Annotated in this window: 18 protein-coding genes; 8 read left to right on the plus strand and 10 right to left on the minus strand. The window is 65.3% G+C overall.

Annotated features, from left to right (window positions below):
* The first annotated feature begins 12 nt into the window (after window positions 1-12).
* From HAP41_RS04155 to HAP41_RS04175, 5 genes are all read left to right on the plus strand, one after another.
* Window positions 13-1,971: an ABC transporter ATP-binding protein/permease gene (locus HAP41_RS04155; RefSeq protein ID WP_166105152.1), complete on the plus strand. Its 1,959-nt coding sequence runs from the start codon at window positions 13-15 to the stop codon at window positions 1,969-1,971.
* A gap of 222 nt (window positions 1,972-2,193) precedes the next feature.
* Complete coding sequence (locus HAP41_RS04160; protein ID WP_166105148.1) at window positions 2,194-3,018, plus strand: FkbM family methyltransferase; 825 nt, start codon at window positions 2,194-2,196, stop codon at window positions 3,016-3,018.
* A 22-nt stretch (window positions 3,019-3,040) separates the two neighbouring features.
* Window positions 3,041-3,427: a VOC family protein gene (locus tag HAP41_RS04165; RefSeq protein WP_166105142.1), complete on the plus strand. Its 387-nt coding sequence runs from the start codon at window positions 3,041-3,043 to the stop codon at window positions 3,425-3,427.
* Window positions 3,428-3,510: 83 nt separating this feature from the next.
* On the plus strand, window positions 3,511-3,753 hold the full coding sequence (locus HAP41_RS04170) for a hypothetical protein (RefSeq protein ID WP_166105139.1): 243 nt from the start codon (window positions 3,511-3,513) through the stop codon (window positions 3,751-3,753).
* 186 nt (window positions 3,754-3,939) lie between these two features.
* Entirely contained in the window at window positions 3,940-6,117 is a 2,178-nt protein-coding gene (locus tag HAP41_RS04175; protein WP_166105136.1) for an OmpA family protein, read from the plus strand.
* 55 nt (window positions 6,118-6,172) lie between these two features.
* Here the strand turns inward: HAP41_RS04175 and HAP41_RS04180 are convergent, their stop codons facing one another.
* The 8 genes from HAP41_RS04180 to HAP41_RS04215 form a co-directional block, all read right to left on the minus strand.
* The gene (locus HAP41_RS04180; protein ID WP_166105132.1) at window positions 6,173-7,129 is read right to left on the minus strand and encodes a homocysteine S-methyltransferase family protein; all 957 of its coding nucleotides are present in this window, start codon (window positions 7,127-7,129) and stop codon (window positions 6,173-6,175) included.
* A gap of 104 nt (window positions 7,130-7,233) precedes the next feature.
* Window positions 7,234-8,991 carry an alkaline phosphatase gene (locus HAP41_RS04185; protein WP_166105129.1) on the minus strand — a complete coding sequence of 586 codons (1,758 nt, stop codon included), beginning with the start codon at window positions 8,989-8,991 and terminating at the stop codon, window positions 7,234-7,236.
* A 120-nt stretch (window positions 8,992-9,111) separates the two neighbouring features.
* Window positions 9,112-10,449 carry an argininosuccinate synthase gene (gene argG / locus HAP41_RS04190; RefSeq protein ID WP_166105124.1) on the minus strand — a complete coding sequence of 446 codons (1,338 nt, stop codon included), beginning with the start codon at window positions 10,447-10,449 and terminating at the stop codon, window positions 9,112-9,114.
* A gap of 93 nt (window positions 10,450-10,542) precedes the next feature.
* The gene (locus tag HAP41_RS04195) at window positions 10,543-11,319 is read right to left on the minus strand and encodes a phosphatase PAP2 family protein (protein WP_085402964.1); all 777 of its coding nucleotides are present in this window, start codon (window positions 11,317-11,319) and stop codon (window positions 10,543-10,545) included.
* Between the two features lie 54 nt (window positions 11,320-11,373).
* Window positions 11,374-11,868, minus strand: coding sequence for a hypothetical protein (locus HAP41_RS04200; RefSeq protein WP_166105121.1), 495 nt, complete (start codon window positions 11,866-11,868; stop codon window positions 11,374-11,376).
* A gap of 169 nt (window positions 11,869-12,037) precedes the next feature.
* Complete coding sequence (gene rlmN / locus HAP41_RS04205; protein ID WP_166106230.1) at window positions 12,038-13,240, minus strand: dual-specificity RNA methyltransferase RlmN; 1,203 nt, start codon at window positions 13,238-13,240, stop codon at window positions 12,038-12,040.
* A gap of 217 nt (window positions 13,241-13,457) precedes the next feature.
* Window positions 13,458-14,105: an invasion associated locus B family protein gene (locus HAP41_RS04210; RefSeq protein WP_063980355.1), complete on the minus strand. Its 648-nt coding sequence runs from the start codon at window positions 14,103-14,105 to the stop codon at window positions 13,458-13,460.
* 105 nt (window positions 14,106-14,210) lie between these two features.
* Complete coding sequence (locus HAP41_RS04215; RefSeq protein WP_166105118.1) at window positions 14,211-15,050, minus strand: SDR family oxidoreductase; 840 nt, start codon at window positions 15,048-15,050, stop codon at window positions 14,211-14,213.
* Between the two features lie 161 nt (window positions 15,051-15,211).
* On the opposite strand from HAP41_RS04215, the gene HAP41_RS04220 reads away from it, so the two are divergent.
* From HAP41_RS04220 to HAP41_RS04230, 3 genes are all read left to right on the plus strand, one after another.
* Complete coding sequence (locus HAP41_RS04220; RefSeq protein WP_014490699.1) at window positions 15,212-16,186, plus strand: NADPH:quinone oxidoreductase family protein; 975 nt, start codon at window positions 15,212-15,214, stop codon at window positions 16,184-16,186.
* A gap of 395 nt (window positions 16,187-16,581) precedes the next feature.
* Window positions 16,582-17,448, plus strand: a complete 867-nt coding sequence (locus HAP41_RS04225; RefSeq protein ID WP_166105113.1) for a hypothetical protein — start codon at window positions 16,582-16,584, stop codon at window positions 17,446-17,448.
* 18 nt (window positions 17,449-17,466) lie between these two features.
* On the plus strand, window positions 17,467-18,621 hold the full coding sequence (locus tag HAP41_RS04230) for a TAXI family TRAP transporter solute-binding subunit (protein ID WP_085402972.1): 1,155 nt from the start codon (window positions 17,467-17,469) through the stop codon (window positions 18,619-18,621).
* Between the two features lie 253 nt (window positions 18,622-18,874).
* Here HAP41_RS04230 and HAP41_RS04235 read toward each other — a convergent pair whose 3' ends face one another.
* Entirely contained in the window at window positions 18,875-19,258 is a 384-nt protein-coding gene (locus tag HAP41_RS04235; RefSeq protein WP_166105110.1) for a YkvA family protein, read from the minus strand.
* A gap of 90 nt (window positions 19,259-19,348) precedes the next feature.
* Window positions 19,349-19,651 (minus strand): 4a-hydroxytetrahydrobiopterin dehydratase, encoded by a 303-nt coding sequence (locus tag HAP41_RS04240; RefSeq protein ID WP_166105107.1) that lies wholly within the window; start codon window positions 19,649-19,651, stop codon window positions 19,349-19,351.
* Window positions 19,652-19,702: the final 51 nt, after the last annotated feature.

The following is a 19,702-nucleotide window of genomic DNA, read 5'->3' on the forward strand; positions in this document are numbered from 1 at the left end:
CGTTATCCGCTCATGCACAAGCCGGCCGCAAAGCGCGAACAGGGCAGGAAGCCCCCCATTGTCGAGATCAAGGGTGAGAACGGCGACGAGGTCGCGCCGCCGCCGCCGGAGGTTATTGAGCCCGATCCCGCACTCTCGCCCGAAGAAGCCGAACAGGCCCGCAAGGACTATCTGCTGACGCGCTTCTGGATCAGCGCACGCGGCTTCTGGGGCCGCAACGGCGACCGGCTGGCGTGGCTCTACTCGATCGGCCTCGTCGTGCTGATCGTCCTCACCGTCGGCTTCCAGTACGGCATCAACGTCTGGAATCGCGCGATCTTCGACGCCATCGAGAAGCGCGAGGCGAGCACCGTCTTCCATCTCACGGCGGTGTTCTTTCCGCTCGCGATCGGGAGCATCGTGCTCGGCGTCGCGCAGGTGTTCGCGCGGATGGGAATTCAGCGTCGCTGGCGCGCCTGGCTCACGGCAAGCGTGCTGACGCGCTGGCTGGCCAACGGGCGCTATTATCAGCTCAACCTGGTCGGCGGCGACCACAAGAACCCGGAATACCGGATCGCCGAGGATCTGCGCGTTGCGACCGATTCCCCGGTCGATTTCCTCGCCGGCGTGACATCGGCGCTGTTGTCGGCTGCGACCTTCATCATCGTGCTCTGGACCATCGGCGGCGCGCTCACGGTCACGCTCGGCGGCTCGGCCATCACCATCCCCGGCTTCCTCGTCATCGCCGCGATCCTGTACGCCGCAATCGCCTCCGGTTCGATCCTGGTGATCGGCCGGCGCTTCGTGCAGGTCTCCGAGGACAAGAACCAGGCCGAGGCGGATTTCCGCTACACGCTGACGCGCGTGCGCGAGAACGGCGAGAGCATCGCGCTGCTCGGCGGCGAGGAGGAGGAGCGCGGCGGCATCGACCGCAATTTCACCAACGTGCTGCGGCAGTGGGCGCGTTTGGCCGGCCAGCACATGCGCACAACGCTGGTCTCGCAGGGCTCGAGCCTTGTTGCTCCTGTGGTCCCACTCCTGCTCTGCGCGCCAAAATTCCTCGACGGCAGCATGACGCTCGGACAGGTGATGCAGGCGGCCTCCGCCTTCACCATCGTGCAGAGCGCGTTCGGCTGGCTGGTCGATAATTATCCACGGCTCGCCGACTGGAACGCCTGCGCCCGGCGCGTCGCCTCGCTGATGATGTCGCTCGACGGCCTCGAGCGCGCCGAACAGGGCGACGGTCTCGGCCGCATCAAGCGCGGCGAGACCAGCAACGAGGCCATGCTGGAGATGAAGGATCTCTCCGTCACGCTCGACGACGGCACCGCCGTCGTCGGCGAGACCGAGGTGGTGATCGAGCCGGGCGAGCGGCTGCTCGTCGCCGGTGAATCCGGCACCGGCAAGAGCACGCTGGTGCGCGCCATCGCGGGGCTCTGGCCATGGGGCGGCGGCAGCGTCAATTTCCATCCCGACCGGCGCCTGTTCATGCTGCCGCAGCGGCCTTACGTGCCGTCCGGCAGCTTGCGCCGCGCGGTCGCCTATCCCGGCGCCGAAGACGACTGGACCGTCGAGGAGATCGGCGAGGCCTTGCACAAGGTCGGCCTCGACCACCTCAAGGAGAAGATCGAGGAAGAGGGACCGTGGGACCAGACGCTGTCAGGCGGCGAGAAGCAGCGCCTCGCCTTCGCGCGGCTGCTGCTGCACAACCCCGACATTGTCGTGCTCGATGAAGCGACCTCCGCGCTCGACGAGAAGAGCCAGGACAAGATGATGCAGATGGTCACCGACGAGTTGCCGAAGGCGACCATCGTCAGCGTCGCCCATCGCGTCGAGCTGGAAGCCTTCCACAGCCGCAAGATCGTGCTGGAACGCCGGAAGGGCGGCGCCAAGCTCGTCAGCGATATCGACCTGATCCCGCGCAAGGGCAAACGCAAGCTGCTTGGGCGATTCCTGAGGCAGCGCAAGGCGGCGCCGAAAAAGGCGGCGTAAGAGGCTCTGTCGTCCCGGGGCGCGCGAAGCGCGAGCCCGGGACCCATAGCCACAGGATTGAGTTTGGCGAGGCCCCGTAGTTGCCAGTCCCATGTCACAACTCTTCCCTGGGGTTATGGGTCCCGGGCTCGCTTCGCGCCCCGGGACGACACCTGTGATGGAGCGTTGGAGTCCCCCGCAAAACCGGCTATGCATGCGCCGCTTGCAACGAGGATCGCCTGCTTGACGCCCGACAACGCCCCTTCGTCCGCGCCGTTTGGCGCGTTTGCGCCGAACGCGGCGCAGGCTGCGATCATCCGCCTTGCGCAACAGTCGGGCCTCAAGCGCGGTGCGTTCCGCCCGTGGATGTCGCGGCTGGTCAACCTGATGCGCGGCGGGCCGATCGATGTGCATTACCAGGGCGCCTCGTTCCGCTTCTATCACCAGGGCAGCGCGACCGAGCGCGGCGCACTGTTCAATCCCGATTACAATCTCGACGAGCTCGACTTCCTGCGCCGGCACACCCCGGCAGGCGGCACGTTCGTCGACGTCGGCGCCAATGTCGGCACCTTTGCCCTGGTCATGGCGCAGCAGGTCGGCACCAATGGCAAGGTGGTCGCGATCGAACCGCATCCGATGACGTTTGGACGGCTTTCGTTCAATCACGCCGCGTCGAAGACGACGCAGGTGCGCCTGGTGCAGGCTGCCGCCGGTGACAGCGACGGTGAGCTCATGATCGAGAGCGGCGGCGGCAATCTCGGCGCCACGCACGTCGTCACCGGCACGGCCAGCGCGGAGGCCATCAAGGTGCCGTCGCTGCGGCTGACACGCATTCTGGACGAGGCCGGCGTCGGCCAAGTCGATTCGCTCAAGATCGACGTCGAGGGCTTTGAGGACCGCGTGCTGATCGGCTTCTTCCGCGACGCGCCGCAATCGCTGTGGCCGCGCGCGGTGGTGATCGAGCATCTGTCACAAAACGAATGGCAGCAGGATTGTATCGCTGACATGGTCGCGCGCGGCTTTGCGATCGCGCGCAAGACGCGGAGCAATACGTTCCTGTCGCGCTAACCGTGAGCAAGGGAGATTTGCGATGATCGACCATTTGGGTTTTTCGGTCTCCGACTATGAGCGCGCGAAAGCGTTCTACGCCAAGGCGCTGGCACCGCTCGATTACAGCCTGATCATGGAAGTAACGGCGGAGCAGACCGGCCACGCTGCGGCCGCAGGCTTTGGCGCCAACGGCAAGCCGGACCTCTGGTTCGGTGCGGAAGGCGCGATGAACAAGCCGGTGCATATCGCGATTCTCGCGAAGGATCGCGCCACGGTCGACGCCTTCTACAAGGCGGCCACGGCGGCCGGCGGTCGCGACAACGGCGCGCCCGGCATCCGCCCGCATTATCATGCGAACTATTACGGCGCGTTCGTGCTCGACCCTGACGGACACAACATCGAGGCAGTCTGCCACGCACCGGAATAGCGCGCGTTCAGGCACGACACGACAAGGAACATCGGCGCGGCATCATCGTTGTCATTCTCCAGACAACTGACCTCGATGATGTGATGCCGATCGAACCGCCCGAGATTCCACCGTCGACGCCCGGCACGCCCACCGAGCCGCCGCCTGGAATTCCGCCGGGCAATCCGCAGCCTGAAATCGCGCCGCCGGTGCGCGAACCCGGCGAATCACCACGGCCCGACGAATTGCCGGGCCACGTGCCGGAAGAGATTCCATCGCGCGGACCGAACGGACCGCTCACGCCGAATCCCGCGACGGATGCAAGTTCGCTGCGCGATCACATGTGAGGCGAAGCATCCCATGTGAGGCAATTGCAACCTGCGTCTGAATGCGCACTGAACGTCACCATAGTGAGGTGATTTGCGTGCAGAAATAAATCGGCCCGCGACCTCTTCGCCCGCCACATTCCGGCCTAACGCGTAGCTGTTCATCCCGACACTTCGTCAAAGAACCTTCCGGGGAAGTTCACCATCATGACCAACCTTCGTTTCGTGCTGCTTGCAACGACGGCTCTGACCGCGATGCAATTCGCAAGCTCCGCATCGCATGCGCAAAGCGCGCCACCGCTCGTGGTCGCGCAAGCGCAGACACAACCACCAGAGACCGACAAATCGAAGCAGCCTCCGAAGGAAGCACCGAAGGGACCGCCGCCTGGCGCACGTCCTGCAGCACCACCTCCTCCGGCCGCGGCACCGCCCGCAGCTCCTGCGCGCCCCACGGCGCCGCCGCCTGCGGCTGCACCTCCGCATCCTCCCGCTCCGCCGCCGCCGGCTGCCGCGCCGTCGCGCCCGACCCCACCACCGCCTCCTCCGCCTGCGGCACGTCCGGCACCTCCGCCTCCGCCGCCACCCCCACCGCCGGCAGCTCCCAAGCAGCCGTCGCCGCCTCCGGCTGCGGCCCCCCAGCAGCATGCGCCTGCGCCAACTCCGCCGCCCCCGGCCGCGCAGCAGCACACGCCGACGCCGCCTCCCGCCGCAGCTCCGCCTGCCGCGCGTCCCGCTCCGACTCCGCCGGCAGCAGCAACGCCGCCCGCAGCAGCACCCGCACGTCCGGCGCCGGCACCTGCTGCTACGCCGTCGCCTTCACCGGCCGCGCCTGCGGCCCGCCCTGGCGCGGCTGCACCGACCGCCACACCCACAACCACACCTGCACCGGCGACAACACCTGCGCCGACCGCAACGCCGGCACCTGGCAGCACGCCTGGCGCACCGCCGGCCGGTCGCCCCGGTGTACCGCCGGCCGGCGGACGTCCCGGCACGCCTCCGGCTGCAGGATCTCCGTCGCCGGCTCCCGGTGCCGCGCCCGCTCCAACGGCCACGCCGGCCCCCGGTGGCGCTCCGACGCCGCTGCCCGGCCGTCCCGGCGCAGGACCGACGCCCGCCCCCGGCACAGCTCCGGCGGCGACGCCGACCCCTGGTCAACAGGGTGGAACGCCTCCCGCGGGCGCGCCCGCAGCCGGAACTCCGGCTGCGCCGCCTCAGGCCGGCGGCCTCCCGCCGCGGCCCGCGGCGCCCGCCGGTGCCGCTGCGCCGAGCACAGTCCCGGGCTCGGCGGCCGCAACGCCGCCGCCCAACCGGGCGCAATTCGCTCCGCCGACGGTTACGCCTGCCTTCCAGGCAAGGCCGACAGTCGTCGCACCGCTGCCACCTCCGCCGCGCCCGCCGCAGCGTGACCTGACACCGCTCGCGATCGGTGCGGGCGTGGTGGCCGGTGCCGTGATCGGAGCCACCATTGCCGACCTGCACAACCAGCGACGCGAGGCCATCGAAGGCGGCCGCACCGTCTACACCGAACCGGATCGCATCATCATCCGCGATCCGGGCGGGCAGGCCTACGTCCGCGGCAACGACCTCTATCGCTTCCGCTATGGCGCCCGCGACATCCGCACCGACACCGTCGGCGGCGAGACCCGCACGGTCGTGATCCGTCCTGATGGCAGCGAGGTCATCACCGTGGTCGGTCCCGACGGTTCGTTGCTGCGGCGAATCCGCAGGGACCCCGGCGGGCGCGAGATCATCATCATCGACAACAGCTACCGCGATCCGCGGTCCGTCGGCGGCTTCTATGTCGATGCGCCGCCGCCGGTCGTGAACATTCCCTACGATCGCTACATCGTCGACGCCGAGGAAGCGTCGCCGGACGTGATCTACCAGACCATGGAGGCACCGCCGGTACAGCGGATCGATCGGCGTTACACGCTCGACGAGATCCGCTACAGCCCCAATGTTCGCATGCAGATGCCGAGCATCGACGTCAACACGATCACCTTCGAGACGGGCTCGTGGACCATCCCGCCGGACCAGGCGGCCCGGCTGCAGGGGATCGCCGACGGTCTCAACCGTGCGATCCAGCGCAACCCGCGCGCGGTGTTCCTGATCGAGGGACACACCGACGCGGTCGGCAACGAGGTCGACAATCTGTCATTGTCGGATCGCCGTGCGCAGTCCGCGGCCGAATTGCTGACCCAGCAGTTCGGGGTGCCCGCCGAGAACCTGACCTCGCAGGGCTATGGCGAGCAGTATCTGAAGGAGCAGACGCAAGGACCGAGCCTGATCAACCGGCGCGTCACCGTCCGCAACATCACGCCGCTGCTCAACGGTGGGCAGGCCTCGCTGCCGCCGCCCCCGCCCGGCACCGCGCCGCCGCGCTGAGGCGAAGCACAAATGCAAAAATGGCCGGGAGCAATCCCGGCCATTTTTTTTGGGATCAGGCGCCCGCTGCCTGAAGCGGCACGCAGGCAGCGCAGATGGCTGCGGCATGCCTGTGATCGGTGCCGCAGCAGCCGCCGAGCAGTTGCATGCGCGGGAATGCCCGCCTGAGCGCCACATAACGGCGGCCGAGATCGGCGGGATCGCCGCTGTCGAGCACCTCGGACTCATCGAGCTCGGCATGACTCTTGGCCGACGCATTGGCCCTCACGCCATGAATGCGTTCGACCCATGGCTCGCCGGCTTGGAGGGCACTCTCGAAATGGGTCGGATGAGCGCAGTTGATCAGGAAATATTCGCAGGCGCTTTCCGTTGCACGATCGACGATTTCGATCGCCTCCCGCAGGGTCTCTCCCCTGACCAGGCAACCGTCAGTTTCGACCGTGAAGGAGATGGCAACCGGGATCGCCTGCATCTTTGCTGCACGCACCACGCCGATGGCTTCATTGACGCTGTTCAGCGTGAACGCGGTGACCATGTCAGCGCCGGCCTCGGCGAAGGAGGCGATCTGGGACGAATGATAGTCCATCGCCTCCGTCGCATCCATGTTGCCGGCCTTGTAGCCGTCGCCCCGCGGACCGATCGCACCGTTGATCACACAGGGCAGGCCGGAGGTCTCCCATGTGCCGCGCAATTCCTCAAGAAAACGAATTGCCCGCATGTTGATCGCCGTGAGCGCGTCCATATCGTAGCCGAGCTTGACACCCCAATCAGGATTGGCGCGCCAGGTCGGACTATCGAGCACGAAGCCGAGCCCGTGCTGACGCGCGATCGCAAGATAGGCCTCGTAATACTGCCTCAGATGGGAGCGGCCGGCCTCGCTCTCGAGCAACACGAAGGCAGCGAAGTGAGGAAGCTCCAGACCTTTGTGAAAGATCAGGGTGGTCTCCATGCCGCCGTCGGTCAGGAAGATGCCGCCGCGGCGCTGAGGCAGATTGTCTCTGTACTTCGCCATTGGTCGCTCCGTCGCTGCGAGGCCCCACTCATTCGGTCGTTTCAAACTCCTTCCGGTCTCATGCGAGATGGTGCCGCATAATGTCGCGCGGTACGCGACTGCTCCTACTGCGCTGCGGCGAGTCCAAGTGCATCGACCATCACGCGAAACACCTCGGTGTTGTCCATCGAGCCGTGCACGCGCTCGCTGCCCGGCCCGGTCGCCGTCAGGATGACGTCTTCGCCCGAATGCACGCTGGCGCCGATCATCGCTGACAGATTGCCCGGGCGCAGCACCGCGCCGGGGACATCCTTGTATTTGTCGTTGGCCTTGAAGGTCCCGTCGTCACCGGCCTTGACGGTCGGCTCGTTGGGATTGTCGAGCTTCGGCCGGAACGTCTCGTAGTGATCGGGCAGGCTGGCCGAGAAGATGGCGAGCCGGCGGCTCACATCGACGCGTGACGGATAGCCCTCGGCATCCGGCGCCGGATAATTGGGAAATCCGGCCTGCTCGTAGACGCCGACGCGCTCGCGCAGCGGCACGTTGGGCGTCGTGCCCATATCGTCATTCACCGTGCCGACAAGGCTGTTGGGATGATTGTGGTCCGCCAAGACCAGGATGAGGGTGTCGTCGCCGCGCGCCCGTGCCCATTCGCGCGTCTGGCGCACCGCGTTGTCGAGCATGATCGTGTCGTAGACCGCCCGCTCCATGTCGAGCAGGTGCGCATATTTGTCGATCAGTCCGGATTCGACCATCAGGAAGAAGCCGGTCTCGTTCTTCGAGAGGATGTTCAGCGCCGCCTGCACCTGTTCGGTCAAATCAGGCTGCTCGGGAAATTTCTTCACGCCGCCGCCCTTGAGGAATTTGCGGTCGAGCACGCCGTCCATGTTGCCGGTCGCAAACAGGCCGAGCAGCTTGCTTGTCTCCGGCTTTGCGGCCGAGGCGCCGAGCTCGCTCGCAGTCGTCGCAACCTGATAGCCTGCGTCGCGGAACTTCGCGATGTAGTCGGCTTCGTCCTTGCGTTTGGAGCCGGCCGTAGACTTCGGCAGAAAATTCGCGCTGCCGCCGCCCATCAGCACATCCGGCTTCGCCGCGAAGAACTGCTCGACGATCTCGTCATAGGCGGCGCGCCGGCGGGTGTGAGCAACCATCGCGGCCGGTGTTGCGTCTTCGATCTCGGTGTTGGTGACGACACCGATCGCCATGCCATGCCGCCGCCTGGCAAGACTCGTGATGGTTTCGACGCGGGGATCGTCAAACGGGCTTGCGGTGCGGTCCGCATAGACGCCCAGGGCGTTGACGGCGCTCTTGTGGCCGGTCGCATAGGCGCTGGCCGAGTTCGCGGAGTCCGTGATGATCGAGTCCGAGCCGGCGGTCGCCACCAGCGCCATGTGGGGCATGTCGTCGATCGCGAGCTTGCCGCGGCTCTTGCCTTCCGCAATCCCCTTGGACAGGATTCGCGCTGCGACCCGATGCGCTGGCGACATGCCGTCGCCGATAAACAGGATGACGTTCTTCGCCTTGCGCTGACCCGTGTCGTAAACCGTCCATGCGATGCTGCGCTGCTGCGTGCCGTCGCTGACATCCACCGTGACGGTGCCGGGCTTGGTCAGCGTGACGTCGCGCAAGATCAGCGCCGACTGATCCTTGCCGTCCTCGCGATCGATGAAGGTCCCGCTACGTCCGAACGCGGCAGCATAGTCCGCGCCGTTCACGGTCACCTTCAGCCTGGCCGGATCGACCGGCCCGGGAAACTCGACCTTGAAGTCGAACCGGGCGCCAGCCAGGATCTCGGCACGATCGATCGGATAGATCGTCTGCGCCGACAGCGACGTTGTCCAACAGAGGGCGATAAGTGAGGCGAGTGCCGATCCCTTGACCATGCTCGATGCTCCGCAATCCCGTTTCCGACAGAAACGGGTAACGTAGCGATCGAGAATGACACCGTCATTAAGTCGCGCGTCGCCCGGTCGGGCGACAAAAGGCCTCAGCCCAAAAAGGCCTCAGCTCTTGTCGTTCTCCAGCCGGAAGATCTGCGAGCCTTCGCTGCCCGACAGCAGGCCGGTATCCGTGTAGAGCTTCAGCTTGGTACGGGTGTCAGCGATGTCGAGATTGCGCATGGTGAGCTGGCCGATACGGTCGGCCGGCGTGAATGCGGCGTCTTCCACCTTCTCCATGCTGAGCCGTTCCGGCGCATAGGTCAGGTTGGGGCTCTCGGTGTTGAGGATCGAATAGTCGTTGCCGCGGCGCAGCTCCAGCGTCACCTCGCCGGTGACGGCGCGTGCGACCCAGCGCTGCGCGGTCTCGCGCAGCATCAGGGCCTGCGAATCGAACCAGCGACCCTGATACAGCAGGCGTCCCAAGCGCATGCCGCTGATGCGGTACTGCTCGATGGTGTCCTCGTTGTGGATGCCGGTGACGAGGCGCTCATAGGCGATGTGCAGCAGCGCCATGCCGGGCGCCTCGTAGATGCCGCGGCTCTTGGCCTCGATGATGCGGTTCTCGATCTGGTCGCTCATGCCGAGGCCGTGGCGGCCGCCGATCGCATTGGCTTCGAGGAACAATGCGACGGGATCGCTGAAGGTCTGGCCGTTCAGCGCGACCGGCTGGCCTTCCTCGAAACGCACGACGACCTTCTCGGCCTTGATGTTGCAGTCGTCACGCCAGAACGGCACGCCCATGATCGGGTTGACGATCTTGATGCCGCTGTCGAGGCTCTCGAGATCCTTCGCCTCGTGCGTGGCGCCGAGCAGATTGCTGTCGGTCGAATACGCCTTCTCCGCGCTCATCTTGTAGGCGAAGCCCTGGGCGGTCATGAACGCCGACATTTCGGCGCGGCCGCCGAGCTCGTCGATGAATTGCTGGTCGAGCCAGGGCTTGTAGATGCGCAAGGATGGATTGGTCAGCAGGCCGTAGCGGTAGAAGCGCTCGATGTCGTTGCCCTTGAAGGTCGAGCCGTCGCCCCAGATGTTGACGCCGTCTTCCTTCATCGCCGCGACCAGCATCGTGCCGGTGACGGCGCGCCCGAGCGGCGTGGTGTTGAAATAGGTGATGCCGCCGGTCGAGATGTGGAAGGCGCCCGACTGGATCGCGGCGATGCCCTCGTGGACGAGCTGCGTGCGGCAATCGACGAGCACCGCCTTCTCGGCGCCGAACGCCTCGGCCTTGCGCGGGATCTCGTTGTAGTCGGCTTCATCGGGCTGGCCGAGATTGGCGGTGTAGGCGTAGCAGCGCGCGCCCTTCTGCTTCATCCAGAGCAGCGCCGCGCTGGTATCGAGACCGCCCGAAAAAGCGATGCCGACTTTCTCACCCTTGGGCAGGCTTTTCAGGATCGTGGTCATGGGGCTTCCAATCGGGTCTCAAGGGGCGGATGGCGTTCGTGGGTTGACCGCGCGAATATCAAATTTCGCGCGCCTCGGCACGCATTTAATGGCTCAAATCGACGGCTCGGGGCCTGTCTTGCGGCCGAACAGGCGCTGGCGGAGCCGGTAGGCGGGCATGTTCAGCCGGGTCAGGGCGGCATCGACCGCCTCGTCCGAGAACCGGGTCCGCGGCCAGCGGTAAATCAGCGCGTAGGCGAACCAGATCACGACGAAGGTGACGAGGCCGGCGATCGAGACATCGGTGAAGAAGTGGCCGCCGAAGGCCATCCGCAGCCCGCTGGTGACCATGCCGAACACAACCGCACCGGCATAGGCGAGCGGCCGCCATGCCGGCGGCGCCAGCGCAGCCGGCGCCAGCGTCCAGAACGCGGTCGCGCCCTCGCCCGAGAAGAACGAGCAGTTGCGCGCGCAATCGCCGCGCGGATCCCACCACGGCACGAATTGCTGGTCGCCGGCAAACTCAGTCACCACCACCGGACGCGGCCGTCCCCAATAGGTCTTGAAGGTGAGATTGGTGAGGATGCCTGCCGACATGATGATGGTGACCAGCAGGAATACGATCGCGCGCCCCGATACCATCAGCGGCCGGTCGGGTCGGATCATCTTGACCACAAGCGCGACCAGCGGCGGCAGCACGAATGCCCAGGCGACCCACATGGCGGCGTCGCGCGCGACGCCCGCCCACTCATTCAGCTTGAGCGGAAACGTCTTCGTCTCGGGGTCGAAGAACAGTGCGGCGAGCTTGAGATCGAGTTCGGGATAGAGGCCGAAAACGACGCCGATCACAAGCCACAGCGCCAGGGCGATGAAGAGTCCAGTCCGGTTCATGGCGCGCGGTTTAGCGGAGTGGGGAGGAGATGAAAACCCCGGAAGCGGCGCGACTCATCGCGCATCCGGCCGCGAATTCGACGGCAGCGGCGGAGGCGGCTTGTGCGGGGGCGGCGGATTGCGCCAGGCGCCGGCATTGCGGCCGGCAATCAGCCAGTAGACCACGCCGGAGACGATGCCCGCGCCCGTCATGATCTCCAGATGCCGTCGCACGATGCCTTCGAACTGGAGTGAATCGGAGTGGAAGGGGATGAGGCCGAGATAGCAGGCTAGGCCAACTACGCCGCCACCCACGGCATAAGCGAGCGCGCTGCGGATATAGAGCGCTTCGGTGATCGCGACGATCGCCGCCGCCGGAACCAGCGCAAAGCCCGAGACGAAGATGAAGCCGAAGCCGAGCAGAATGTCGATCGCGCCCTGGTCGACCGGACCGGCGCCGAGATCGGCAAACTCCGGAAACAACAGCGCGACGACGACGATCATGCCGCCGACGAAGCAGGCGGCGAGGAAGCCGATGAAGATGACGATGAGGCGGCCGATCAGGGACATGACAGAAATGCCAATTCCGCCGTCATTGCGAGGAGCCACCCGGTCCCGCCTTCGGCGGGCCGGATGACAGGCTCCACGACGAAGCAATCCAGACTGTCTCAACGGAAAGATTCTGGATTGCTTCGCTGCGCTCGCAATGACGAGGATGCGAGAGCGAAGGCATGAACTATCAATCCGTCATCGCCATGGCGCGCAGCGCCTGACGTTCGCGGGCCGAGAGCTTCTCGGTCTCCGACTTGAGCTGGCCGCAGGCGGCGAGGATGTCGCGGCCGCGCGGGGTGCGCACCGGCGAGGAATAGCCGGCGTTGAAGATGTATTCGGAGAATTTCTCGATCTGGTCCCAGTCCGAGCATTCATAGGCGGTGCCGGGCCAGGGATTGAACGGGATCAGGTTGATCTTGGCGTGAATGCCCTTGAGCAGTTTCACCAGCAGTTTCGCATCGTCGAGCGAATCGTTGACGCCCTTGAGCATCACATATTCGAAGGTAATGCGGCGCGCGTTGGAGGCGCCGGGATAGTCGCGGCAGGCCTGCAGCAGCTCCTTAATCGGATATTTGCGGTTGAGCGGCACAAGCTCGTTGCGCAGCTCGTCGCGCACCGCATGCAGCGAGATCGCGAGCATGACGCCGATCTCGTCGCCCGCGCGCACGATGTTCGGCACCACGCCCGAGGTCGACAGCGTGATGCGGCGACGGGAGATGCCGATGCCTTCATTGTCGCCGACGATGAGCAGCGCGTCGCGCACCGCGTCGAAATTGTAGAGCGGCTCGCCCATGCCCATCATCACGATATTGGTGACGCGACGCGTGCCGTCCTCGCGATCGGCCCAGTCATTGAGGCGGTCGCGCGCGACCATCACCTGTCCGACGATCTCGCCGGCGGTGAGATTGCGCACCAGCCGCTGCGTGCCGGTGTGACAGAAGGAGCAGTTCAGCGTGCAGCCGACCTGGGAGGAAACGCAAAGCGTGCCGCGATCGGTCTCGGGAATGTAGACGCACTCGACTTCGTGGGCCCGCTCGACATTGTCGCCGCTCGGCAGACGCAGCAGCCATTTGCGGGTGCCGTCGTTGGAGATCTGCTCGGCCACGACTTCGGGACGGTCGACGGTGAAGTGTTGCACGAGCTCGGCGCGAATGCCCTTCGAGATCGACGTCATATCGTCGAAGCTTTGGGCGCCGCGGAAATAGAGCCAGTGCCACAGCTGCTGGACGCGCATCTTGCGCTGCGCGGGCGCGACGCCGATCTCGCCGAGGCGGTCGGCAAGCTCGCTGCGCGACAGGCCGATCAGCGAGGGCCTGGCCGGCGGCACATAGGTTTCGAGCGGAGTCTTCTCCACCAGTATTGCGTTGTGCGGCTCGGTCGTCGGTTGCATTGGTTGCCTGATATCTCTCGTCATGCCCGGGCTTGCCCCGGGCATCCACGTTCTGTTCCGCCCGTTGCTAGCGCGTGGATGGCCGGGACATCTGGTGCGAAGACGCGCTTCGCGCTTTAGCCCGGCCATGACGGCTGCACCTTTGGGATACCCCAATATAGCAACCGGAACCGCCGATTGCGACCGTGATACCGACCGCAGCCTTAACGCGGCTGGTTTACCGCCTGCAATCCTGGGAAATCCGGTCCAGCGCCTGGGCGAGGCCCTTCAACGAGAAGGTATCGGTTGTCTCCGTTCCCTTGGCCGAGACGCCCTTGACCACGAGATCGGCGGATTTGCGCATGGCCTCGACCATCCGCTCTTCCTCGGCCGCGTTCTTGATCCAGAGGCCGTCGCCCTGCGTGTACATCGCGAAAGCGGCGCCGCCGACCTCGACCGAGGATTCCGAGCCCGGCTTCAGCGCATAGCCGATCATGACCGAGACTTCGTTGTTCACCTTTTCCGCCGGCCGGGTCGAAACGAAGGCATAGGCGGGATCGCGCGGGCGGTTCGGCGGGTTGGTCTTCGACGACGACGGCTTGGCCAGCGCGAAGCAGACCTTCTTGCCGTTCGGTGTGGCCGAATAGGCGCCCCAGGTGCCGAACTGGCCGATCAGGGTCGGCTCCGCGCCGCCCGCAACTGCGGTGGCTGGAGCCACCGGCTTGCTCTCGGGCTTTGCTACTGTCTTTGCAGCCGGATTGGCCGCCGGTGCAGCCGCCTTTGGCGCGGCTTTGGGCGCCGGTTGCGCCGTCTGCGCCCGCGCGGAATCGGTGATTCCCACGGCCATAACGCCCGTCATCAAGGCTAAAATCAGCACCCGCCACATGCTGGAGTGGTTCCCTCAATATTGTGACTGGAAGATGGCCCGGCCGCGCTTTGTCCCCCGGCAGGGATAACCGGGAAAGTCCAATTTGGGAAGGCAGTTAGCGGCTCAGCCTTTGGATCGCGCAGCTCGCTGCTCGGCCCATTGCGCGTCGGTCCAGCGCAACAAATCCTCGGCGCCGGAGCTGCGCAAATGCGCGCCACCGTCGATCACGACCATCTCGCCATTGATGTAGCCGGCACGGTCCGAGACCAGGAAGCTGGCGAGGTCGGCAAGCTCGCTATGCTCGCCGGTACGCCCCACCGGGTTCCGGGCGGTCCAGCCTTCGTCGCGGCCCTCAGGACGGAGCTGCCCCGAGGCGCCCGCGGTCGGGAACGGGCCCGGGGCGATCGCGACGGTGCGGACGCCCTTCGGGCCCCACTCGACCGCGAGACTCCTGGTCATCGCCAGCACCGCCGACTTCGCCATCGCCGAGGGAACCGTGAAGGCGCGGCCGGTGATGGTCGAGGTCGAAAGGATCGAGAGCACGACACCGCCATGCTTGCCGTCGATCCAGCGCTTGCCGGCGGCGAGCGTGCAATACATCGCACCATGCAGCGTCGGCGCGAGGATCGCGTCCGCGGCGCGAAACGACAGATGCTCGCTCTGCGCGATGAAGGTTGCGGCAGCGTTGTTGACGAGAATATCGAGCGGCGCCTCGCGCCAGATCGCGTCCATCATATCGTCGACGGCGCCACCGTCACGGATATCGCAGGCGATCGTAGTGACCTTGCCGCCGGTCTGCGCGCGCATCTCGCTCGCCGTTGCTTCCAGCCGGTCGAGCTTGCGACCACAGATCACCAGCTCGGCGCCGAGCGCGAGAAAGCGGTGTCCCATAGCGGCGCCGAGGCCGGAGCCGCCGCCGGTGACGAGGATGCGCTTGTCCCTGAGCAGACCTGTTTCAAACATCGTTTGAATCCTCTTTTTCTTCTTGTTTCGTCATCGCGAGGATAGGCCTGCGCATCCTCTTGCGCAAAGAAACCGGATTGTCGGACCGCACTAAATCCGGCAGAAACGGACCAACTATAATTCCGCCTCGAAACGCCCAGTATTCTCAAGAAGGTGCCGCCATGAAAGCCATCCTCTGCTCGCAATATTGCCAGCCCGATGATCTCGTGCTTGCCGACGTGCCGGATCCGGTGGCAGGTCCCGGCGAAGCGGTGATCGCGATCAAGGCGGCGGCGCTGAACTTTTTCGACATCCTGATGATTCAGGGCAAGTACCAGATCAAGCCACCGTTCCCGTTCTCGCCCGCCGCCGAAGTCGCCGGCGTGATCGAGAGCATCGGTCCCGGCGTGACTGATCTGAAGGTCGGCGATCGCGTCGTTGCGTCTTGCGGCCACAACGGCGCGCGCGAAAAGATCGCGCTGCCGGCGGCATCGATCGTGAAGATTCCCGACAATCTCGACTATGACCGCGCGGCCGGCATCATCATCATCTACGGCACCGCGCTGCATGCGCTGGAAGACCGCGCGAGCCCGAAGCCGGGCGAGACGCTCGCGGTGCTGGGCGCAGCCGGCGGCACCGGCTTGGCTGCCTGCGAGCTCGGCAAGCTGATGGGCCTGAAGGTGATCGCCTGCGCCTCGTCGGACGAGAAGCTCGAATTCGCGAAAGCGCATGGCGCCGAGCTGACGCTCAACTACGGCAAGGAAGATCTGAAAGAAGGCCTGCGAAAACTCACCGGCGGCAAGGGCGTCGACATCATCTTCGATCCGGTTGGTGGCGCCTATGCCGAGCAGGCACTGCGCTCGATCGCCTGGGAAGGCCGCTTCCTGGTGATCGGTTTTGCCGCCGGCGACATTCCGAAGATGCCGCTGAACCTCGCGCTGCTGAAGGGCTGCGACATCCGCGGCGTGTTCTGGGGCGCGTGGACCCGGCTGAACCCGGCCAAGAACCGCGCCAATCTCGAGAAGCTCGTGAAGTGGACCGCGGAAGGAAAGATTTCCTCGCATGTCGACCGCACCTTCCCGCTGGCACAAACCGCCGACGCACTGAAGGTTCTGGCGGGACGCCAGGCCATGGGCAAGGTGATCCTGCATCCGTGATGGTGTGAGCCGCAGCGCTTGCCTGCCACACGCACTCGCCACATATGCGACCGTCGTCGCCCGCCTTCTGCGCAATTGCGTACTGAGGCGGGCGGTCCAGATTTCAGAGACGCCAGAGATTTCAGCCGAGACGCCGCGGCCCACTTGATGCCCCGGGGTCGAAGCCAGCGGAGTCTAGGAAAACCTTCCTCAACCATCACCGCCAAAATCGTGGTGCATTCCTCCGCTCCGCCTCAATCAAACCCAAATATTTCCTGATTCGCGCAAACCGTCGTCGTTTTTTGGGCTGATTCCAACTGCGTTTTACCGGTTCCATTTGCGGGACACTTTGGACAAAAGCAAGAAGACTTAAGCCGAATTGCCCCTGCGTTGCGTTGGTAATGGGGAGCATGACCATGGAGACGACGGCACATCGCCCGTCGAAGGAGTCGAAGGCGTTCGACTCCGATCGAGCCACATCACATCCGCCGACCGCGTCCTTTATCCGTGCGCGCGCCGCGCGGGCCGATCTTTCGCAGGACGATCCAATTCCACTCTTCCTGTCCGATCCGCTCGGTGCGCCGGACCCACGCGAATATGAGCCCATTGAGGTGCGCTCCAGAATTGTCCCACGCGTTCTCGCGGCCGTTCTGACGGCATCCACCTTGGCAGTTCTGGTCACACTGTATCAGTCCGACTTTCGCGGCCTCTTCGCCGCCAATGCCGTTAGCTGGATGGGCATCGCGCCGGAGCAAGCCATGGCGTCGGCCAACACGCCGGCCATGACGCAGAGCTCGCTGAAGGATTCGGACCGCGCGACCAACACGAGGCTGGCGAGCGCCGACACGCAGGTTCTCCCTGCACCGTCAACGCCGAGCCGCGAAGCGATCGCGACCGCCTATCAGACGGCGCTGCAAGCCCAGGCACCTACACCTACACCTGCGCCCGCACCCGTCGCGGCGCCGCCGGCGCCCACTCCGCCCGCCAAGACGCTCGCCAAGACGCTCGATGCCGACACGCTGGCCGGGCTGATGACACGCGCGAAGAACCTGTTGAGGATCGGCGATATTGTTGCAGCCCGCCTGCTGCTCGAGCGCGCGGCCAATGCACAGGATGCAACGGCCGCGTTTCTGCTGGCGCAGACCTATGACCCGGCCGTGCTGGGCACCAGCGACGCGCGGAGCATCGCCGGCGACGCGACCGTCGCGCGTGACTGGTACCAGAAGGCCGCGGCACTCGGATCGGCGGAGGCGCGGCAGCGCCTCGCTCAGCTTCAGAACTAGAACTTTTCAGAGGGTATCATGCGTAACGCTTTGGGAATGGCGGTTGCCGCCATCATGACGATTTGCGCCTTCGCGGCACGCGCCGAGCAGACCGAATACGATCCGGCCAAGGTCTCGGACAGCCTGAAGGCCATCTTCCAGTTCGGCTCGACCTCCACCAAGCAGTCGCTGAACGCCAATACGGTCACGCTGATCACCGGCACGATCGGCGGCACCTACGTACAGTTCGGCGCCGACCTCGCCTCCGTGCTCGACGACGGCAACAAGATCCGCGTGCTACCGATCGTCGGCCGCGGCTCGGTGCAGAGCGTCGCCGACATTCTGTTCCTGCAAGGCGTCGATCTCGGCATCGTGCGGGCGGATACGCTCGACTATCTCGAGCGCAAGGGCTTTGCCAAGGACATCAAGAAGCAGTTCACCTATGTGACCAAGCTCTACAATGAAGAGATGCAGGTGATCGCGCCGAAATCGGTCGCGACGCTGAAGGATCTCGAGGGCAAGAAGGTCAGCGTCGATCTGCCCAATGGCGGGACCTTCGTCACCGCGCTGACGGTGTTCGAGCGGCTCGGGATCAAGGCGAACTTCGTCTATGTCGAGCAGCGCATCGCGATGGAGAAGCTGAAAGCCGGCGAGATCGACGCCGTCATCGTGGTCGGCGGCAAGCCGTACAAGTCAGTGTCGACCTTCAGCAATGACGGCCGCTTCCACCTCGCGGGGGTCGACTATGCAAAGCCGCTGCAGAGCGACTATCTGCCGGCGACGCTGACCGCCAAGGACTATCCGAACCTGATCAAGGAAGGCGATACCGTGGACACCATCGCGGTGCCGGCGGTGCTCGCGGCCTACAACTGGGCGCCCAACACCGACCGTTACCGTAAGCTTGCGCTGTTCGTGGATGCGTTCTTCACGAAATTCCCGACCCTGCAGAACCCGCCTTTCCATCCCAAGTGGAAGGAAGTCTCGCTCCCGGCACCTCTGACGGGCTGGAACAGATTGCCGGTGGCGCAGCAATGGCTCGACAAGCACGGCGTCGAACCGGTGACCCGGGAGCGCTTCGAGGCGTTCCTCAAGCAGAACCCCGCGGCCCAGAAGGTGTCCGACGCAGACAGGGAAGCGCTGTTCAAGCAATTCCAGGCGTGGGACGCGGGGAACGCGCGGGCGGAGAAGAAGTAACGAGCGGCATTGCGGCCGATGGTGTCGCAAGCGGCACCCACACACTCGCTGTCATCGCCCGGCTTGACCGGGCGATCCAGTACTCCGTGACGTCAGTGATTGAATCGAGAGGCCGCGGCGTACTGGATTCCCCGCCTGCCGCCTACGCTAAAGCTTCGGCTGCCCTGGACCGCAACCCCGGCGAAGCCTTGGCGTAGCCGGGTCGCGGGGAATGACAGCGGTGGACGTGGCTACGGCGTGTCGCCAACAACGCCTACTGCGCCGCCTCCGCACCATCCACCCCGCGCTTCAGCACGGCGCGGGCGGCTTCGCGGTGCTCCGTCGTGATGTGGCTGGCGACCATGCGGATGGCGGTGGCGAGCACGGCGGCGTCATCGGTGAAGCCGAGGATTGGCATCACGTCGGGGACGAAATCGAACGGCAGGATGAAATAGGCGATCGCTCCGAGCAGCGACGCCTGGACATGGCGCGGCGTCTGCCGGTCGAACGCACAGTAATAGGCCGCGAGCAGGTCTTCCGCGAACGGCAATTGCACGGCAACACGCTTCAGCTTGCGCCAGAAACGGCGGCGCACGCTCTCATGATCCTCCGCGAGCCGATCGGCCGGCTCGAAGCCGACGCTGTGTTCGGCAGCCATGTTCGAGAAACTCCCCGTTCAGCCAGGGCGGCAGATGGCCGCATCTCCTGCTGATCACAACATGGGGATGCAGCCGATCCTCGCAAGGTGTCAGGTAGCTGTCAGCTTGGCGATCGTGTTCATCATCCTGGCGAGCTCGATGTCGAGCTTGGTGACACCGCCGGCGTCATGGGTCGACAGCACCACCTCCACCGTCTTGTAGACGTTGCGCCATTCGGGGTGGTGATCCATTTTCTCGGCAACCAGCGCCGCGCGGGTCATGAACCCGAACGCCTCGTTGAAATCCTTGAAGACAAAGGTCTTCCCGATGGCGTCGCGGCCCTGAACCTCGGTCCAGCCCGGTATGGCGCCCAGTGCCTGCTTGCGTGCTTCCGGCGTCAGCCGCTCTGCCATGATCGCCTCCATTTTCAGGGGAACTTTACCCTAACACCGTGCATATGGCCC

Origin of the sequence: Bradyrhizobium barranii subsp. apii, from assembly GCF_011516635.5 — a bacterium.
Lineage (GTDB): Bacteria > Pseudomonadota > Alphaproteobacteria > Rhizobiales > Xanthobacteraceae > Bradyrhizobium > Bradyrhizobium barranii.

Coding starts and splice junctions, on each gene's coding strand:
- HAP41_RS04155 (WP_166105152.1), top strand. CDS start 13: ATGCACAAGCCGGCCGCAAAGCGCGAACAGGGCAGGAAGCCCCCCATT.
- HAP41_RS04165 (WP_166105142.1), top strand. CDS start 3,041: ATGATCGACCATTTGGGTTTTTCGGTCTCCGACTATGAGCGCGCGAAA.
- HAP41_RS04170 (WP_166105139.1), top strand. CDS start 3,511: ATGCCGATCGAACCGCCCGAGATTCCACCGTCGACGCCCGGCACGCCC.
- HAP41_RS04175 (WP_166105136.1), top strand. CDS start 3,940: ATGACCAACCTTCGTTTCGTGCTGCTTGCAACGACGGCTCTGACCGCG.
- HAP41_RS04180 (WP_166105132.1), bottom strand. CDS start 7,129: ATGGCGAAGTACAGAGACAATCTGCCTCAGCGCCGCGGCGGCATCTTC.
- HAP41_RS04185 (WP_166105129.1), bottom strand. CDS start 8,991: ATGGTCAAGGGATCGGCACTCGCCTCACTTATCGCCCTCTGTTGGACA.
- argG (WP_166105124.1), bottom strand. CDS start 10,449: ATGACCACGATCCTGAAAAGCCTGCCCAAGGGTGAGAAAGTCGGCATC.
- HAP41_RS04195 (WP_085402964.1), bottom strand. CDS start 11,319: ATGAACCGGACTGGACTCTTCATCGCCCTGGCGCTGTGGCTTGTGATC.
- HAP41_RS04200 (WP_166105121.1), bottom strand. CDS start 11,868: ATGTCCCTGATCGGCCGCCTCATCGTCATCTTCATCGGCTTCCTCGCC.
- rlmN (WP_166106230.1), bottom strand. CDS start 13,240: ATGCAACCGACGACCGAGCCGCACAACGCAATACTGGTGGAGAAGACT.
- HAP41_RS04210 (WP_063980355.1), bottom strand. CDS start 14,105: ATGTGGCGGGTGCTGATTTTAGCCTTGATGACGGGCGTTATGGCCGTG.
- HAP41_RS04215 (WP_166105118.1), bottom strand. CDS start 15,050: ATGTTTGAAACAGGTCTGCTCAGGGACAAGCGCATCCTCGTCACCGGC.
- HAP41_RS04220 (WP_014490699.1), top strand. CDS start 15,212: ATGAAAGCCATCCTCTGCTCGCAATATTGCCAGCCCGATGATCTCGTG.
- HAP41_RS04225 (WP_166105113.1), top strand. CDS start 16,582: ATGGAGACGACGGCACATCGCCCGTCGAAGGAGTCGAAGGCGTTCGAC.
- HAP41_RS04230 (WP_085402972.1), top strand. CDS start 17,467: ATGCGTAACGCTTTGGGAATGGCGGTTGCCGCCATCATGACGATTTGC.
- HAP41_RS04235 (WP_166105110.1), bottom strand. CDS start 19,258: ATGGCTGCCGAACACAGCGTCGGCTTCGAGCCGGCCGATCGGCTCGCG.
- HAP41_RS04240 (WP_166105107.1), bottom strand. CDS start 19,651: ATGGCAGAGCGGCTGACGCCGGAAGCACGCAAGCAGGCACTGGGCGCC.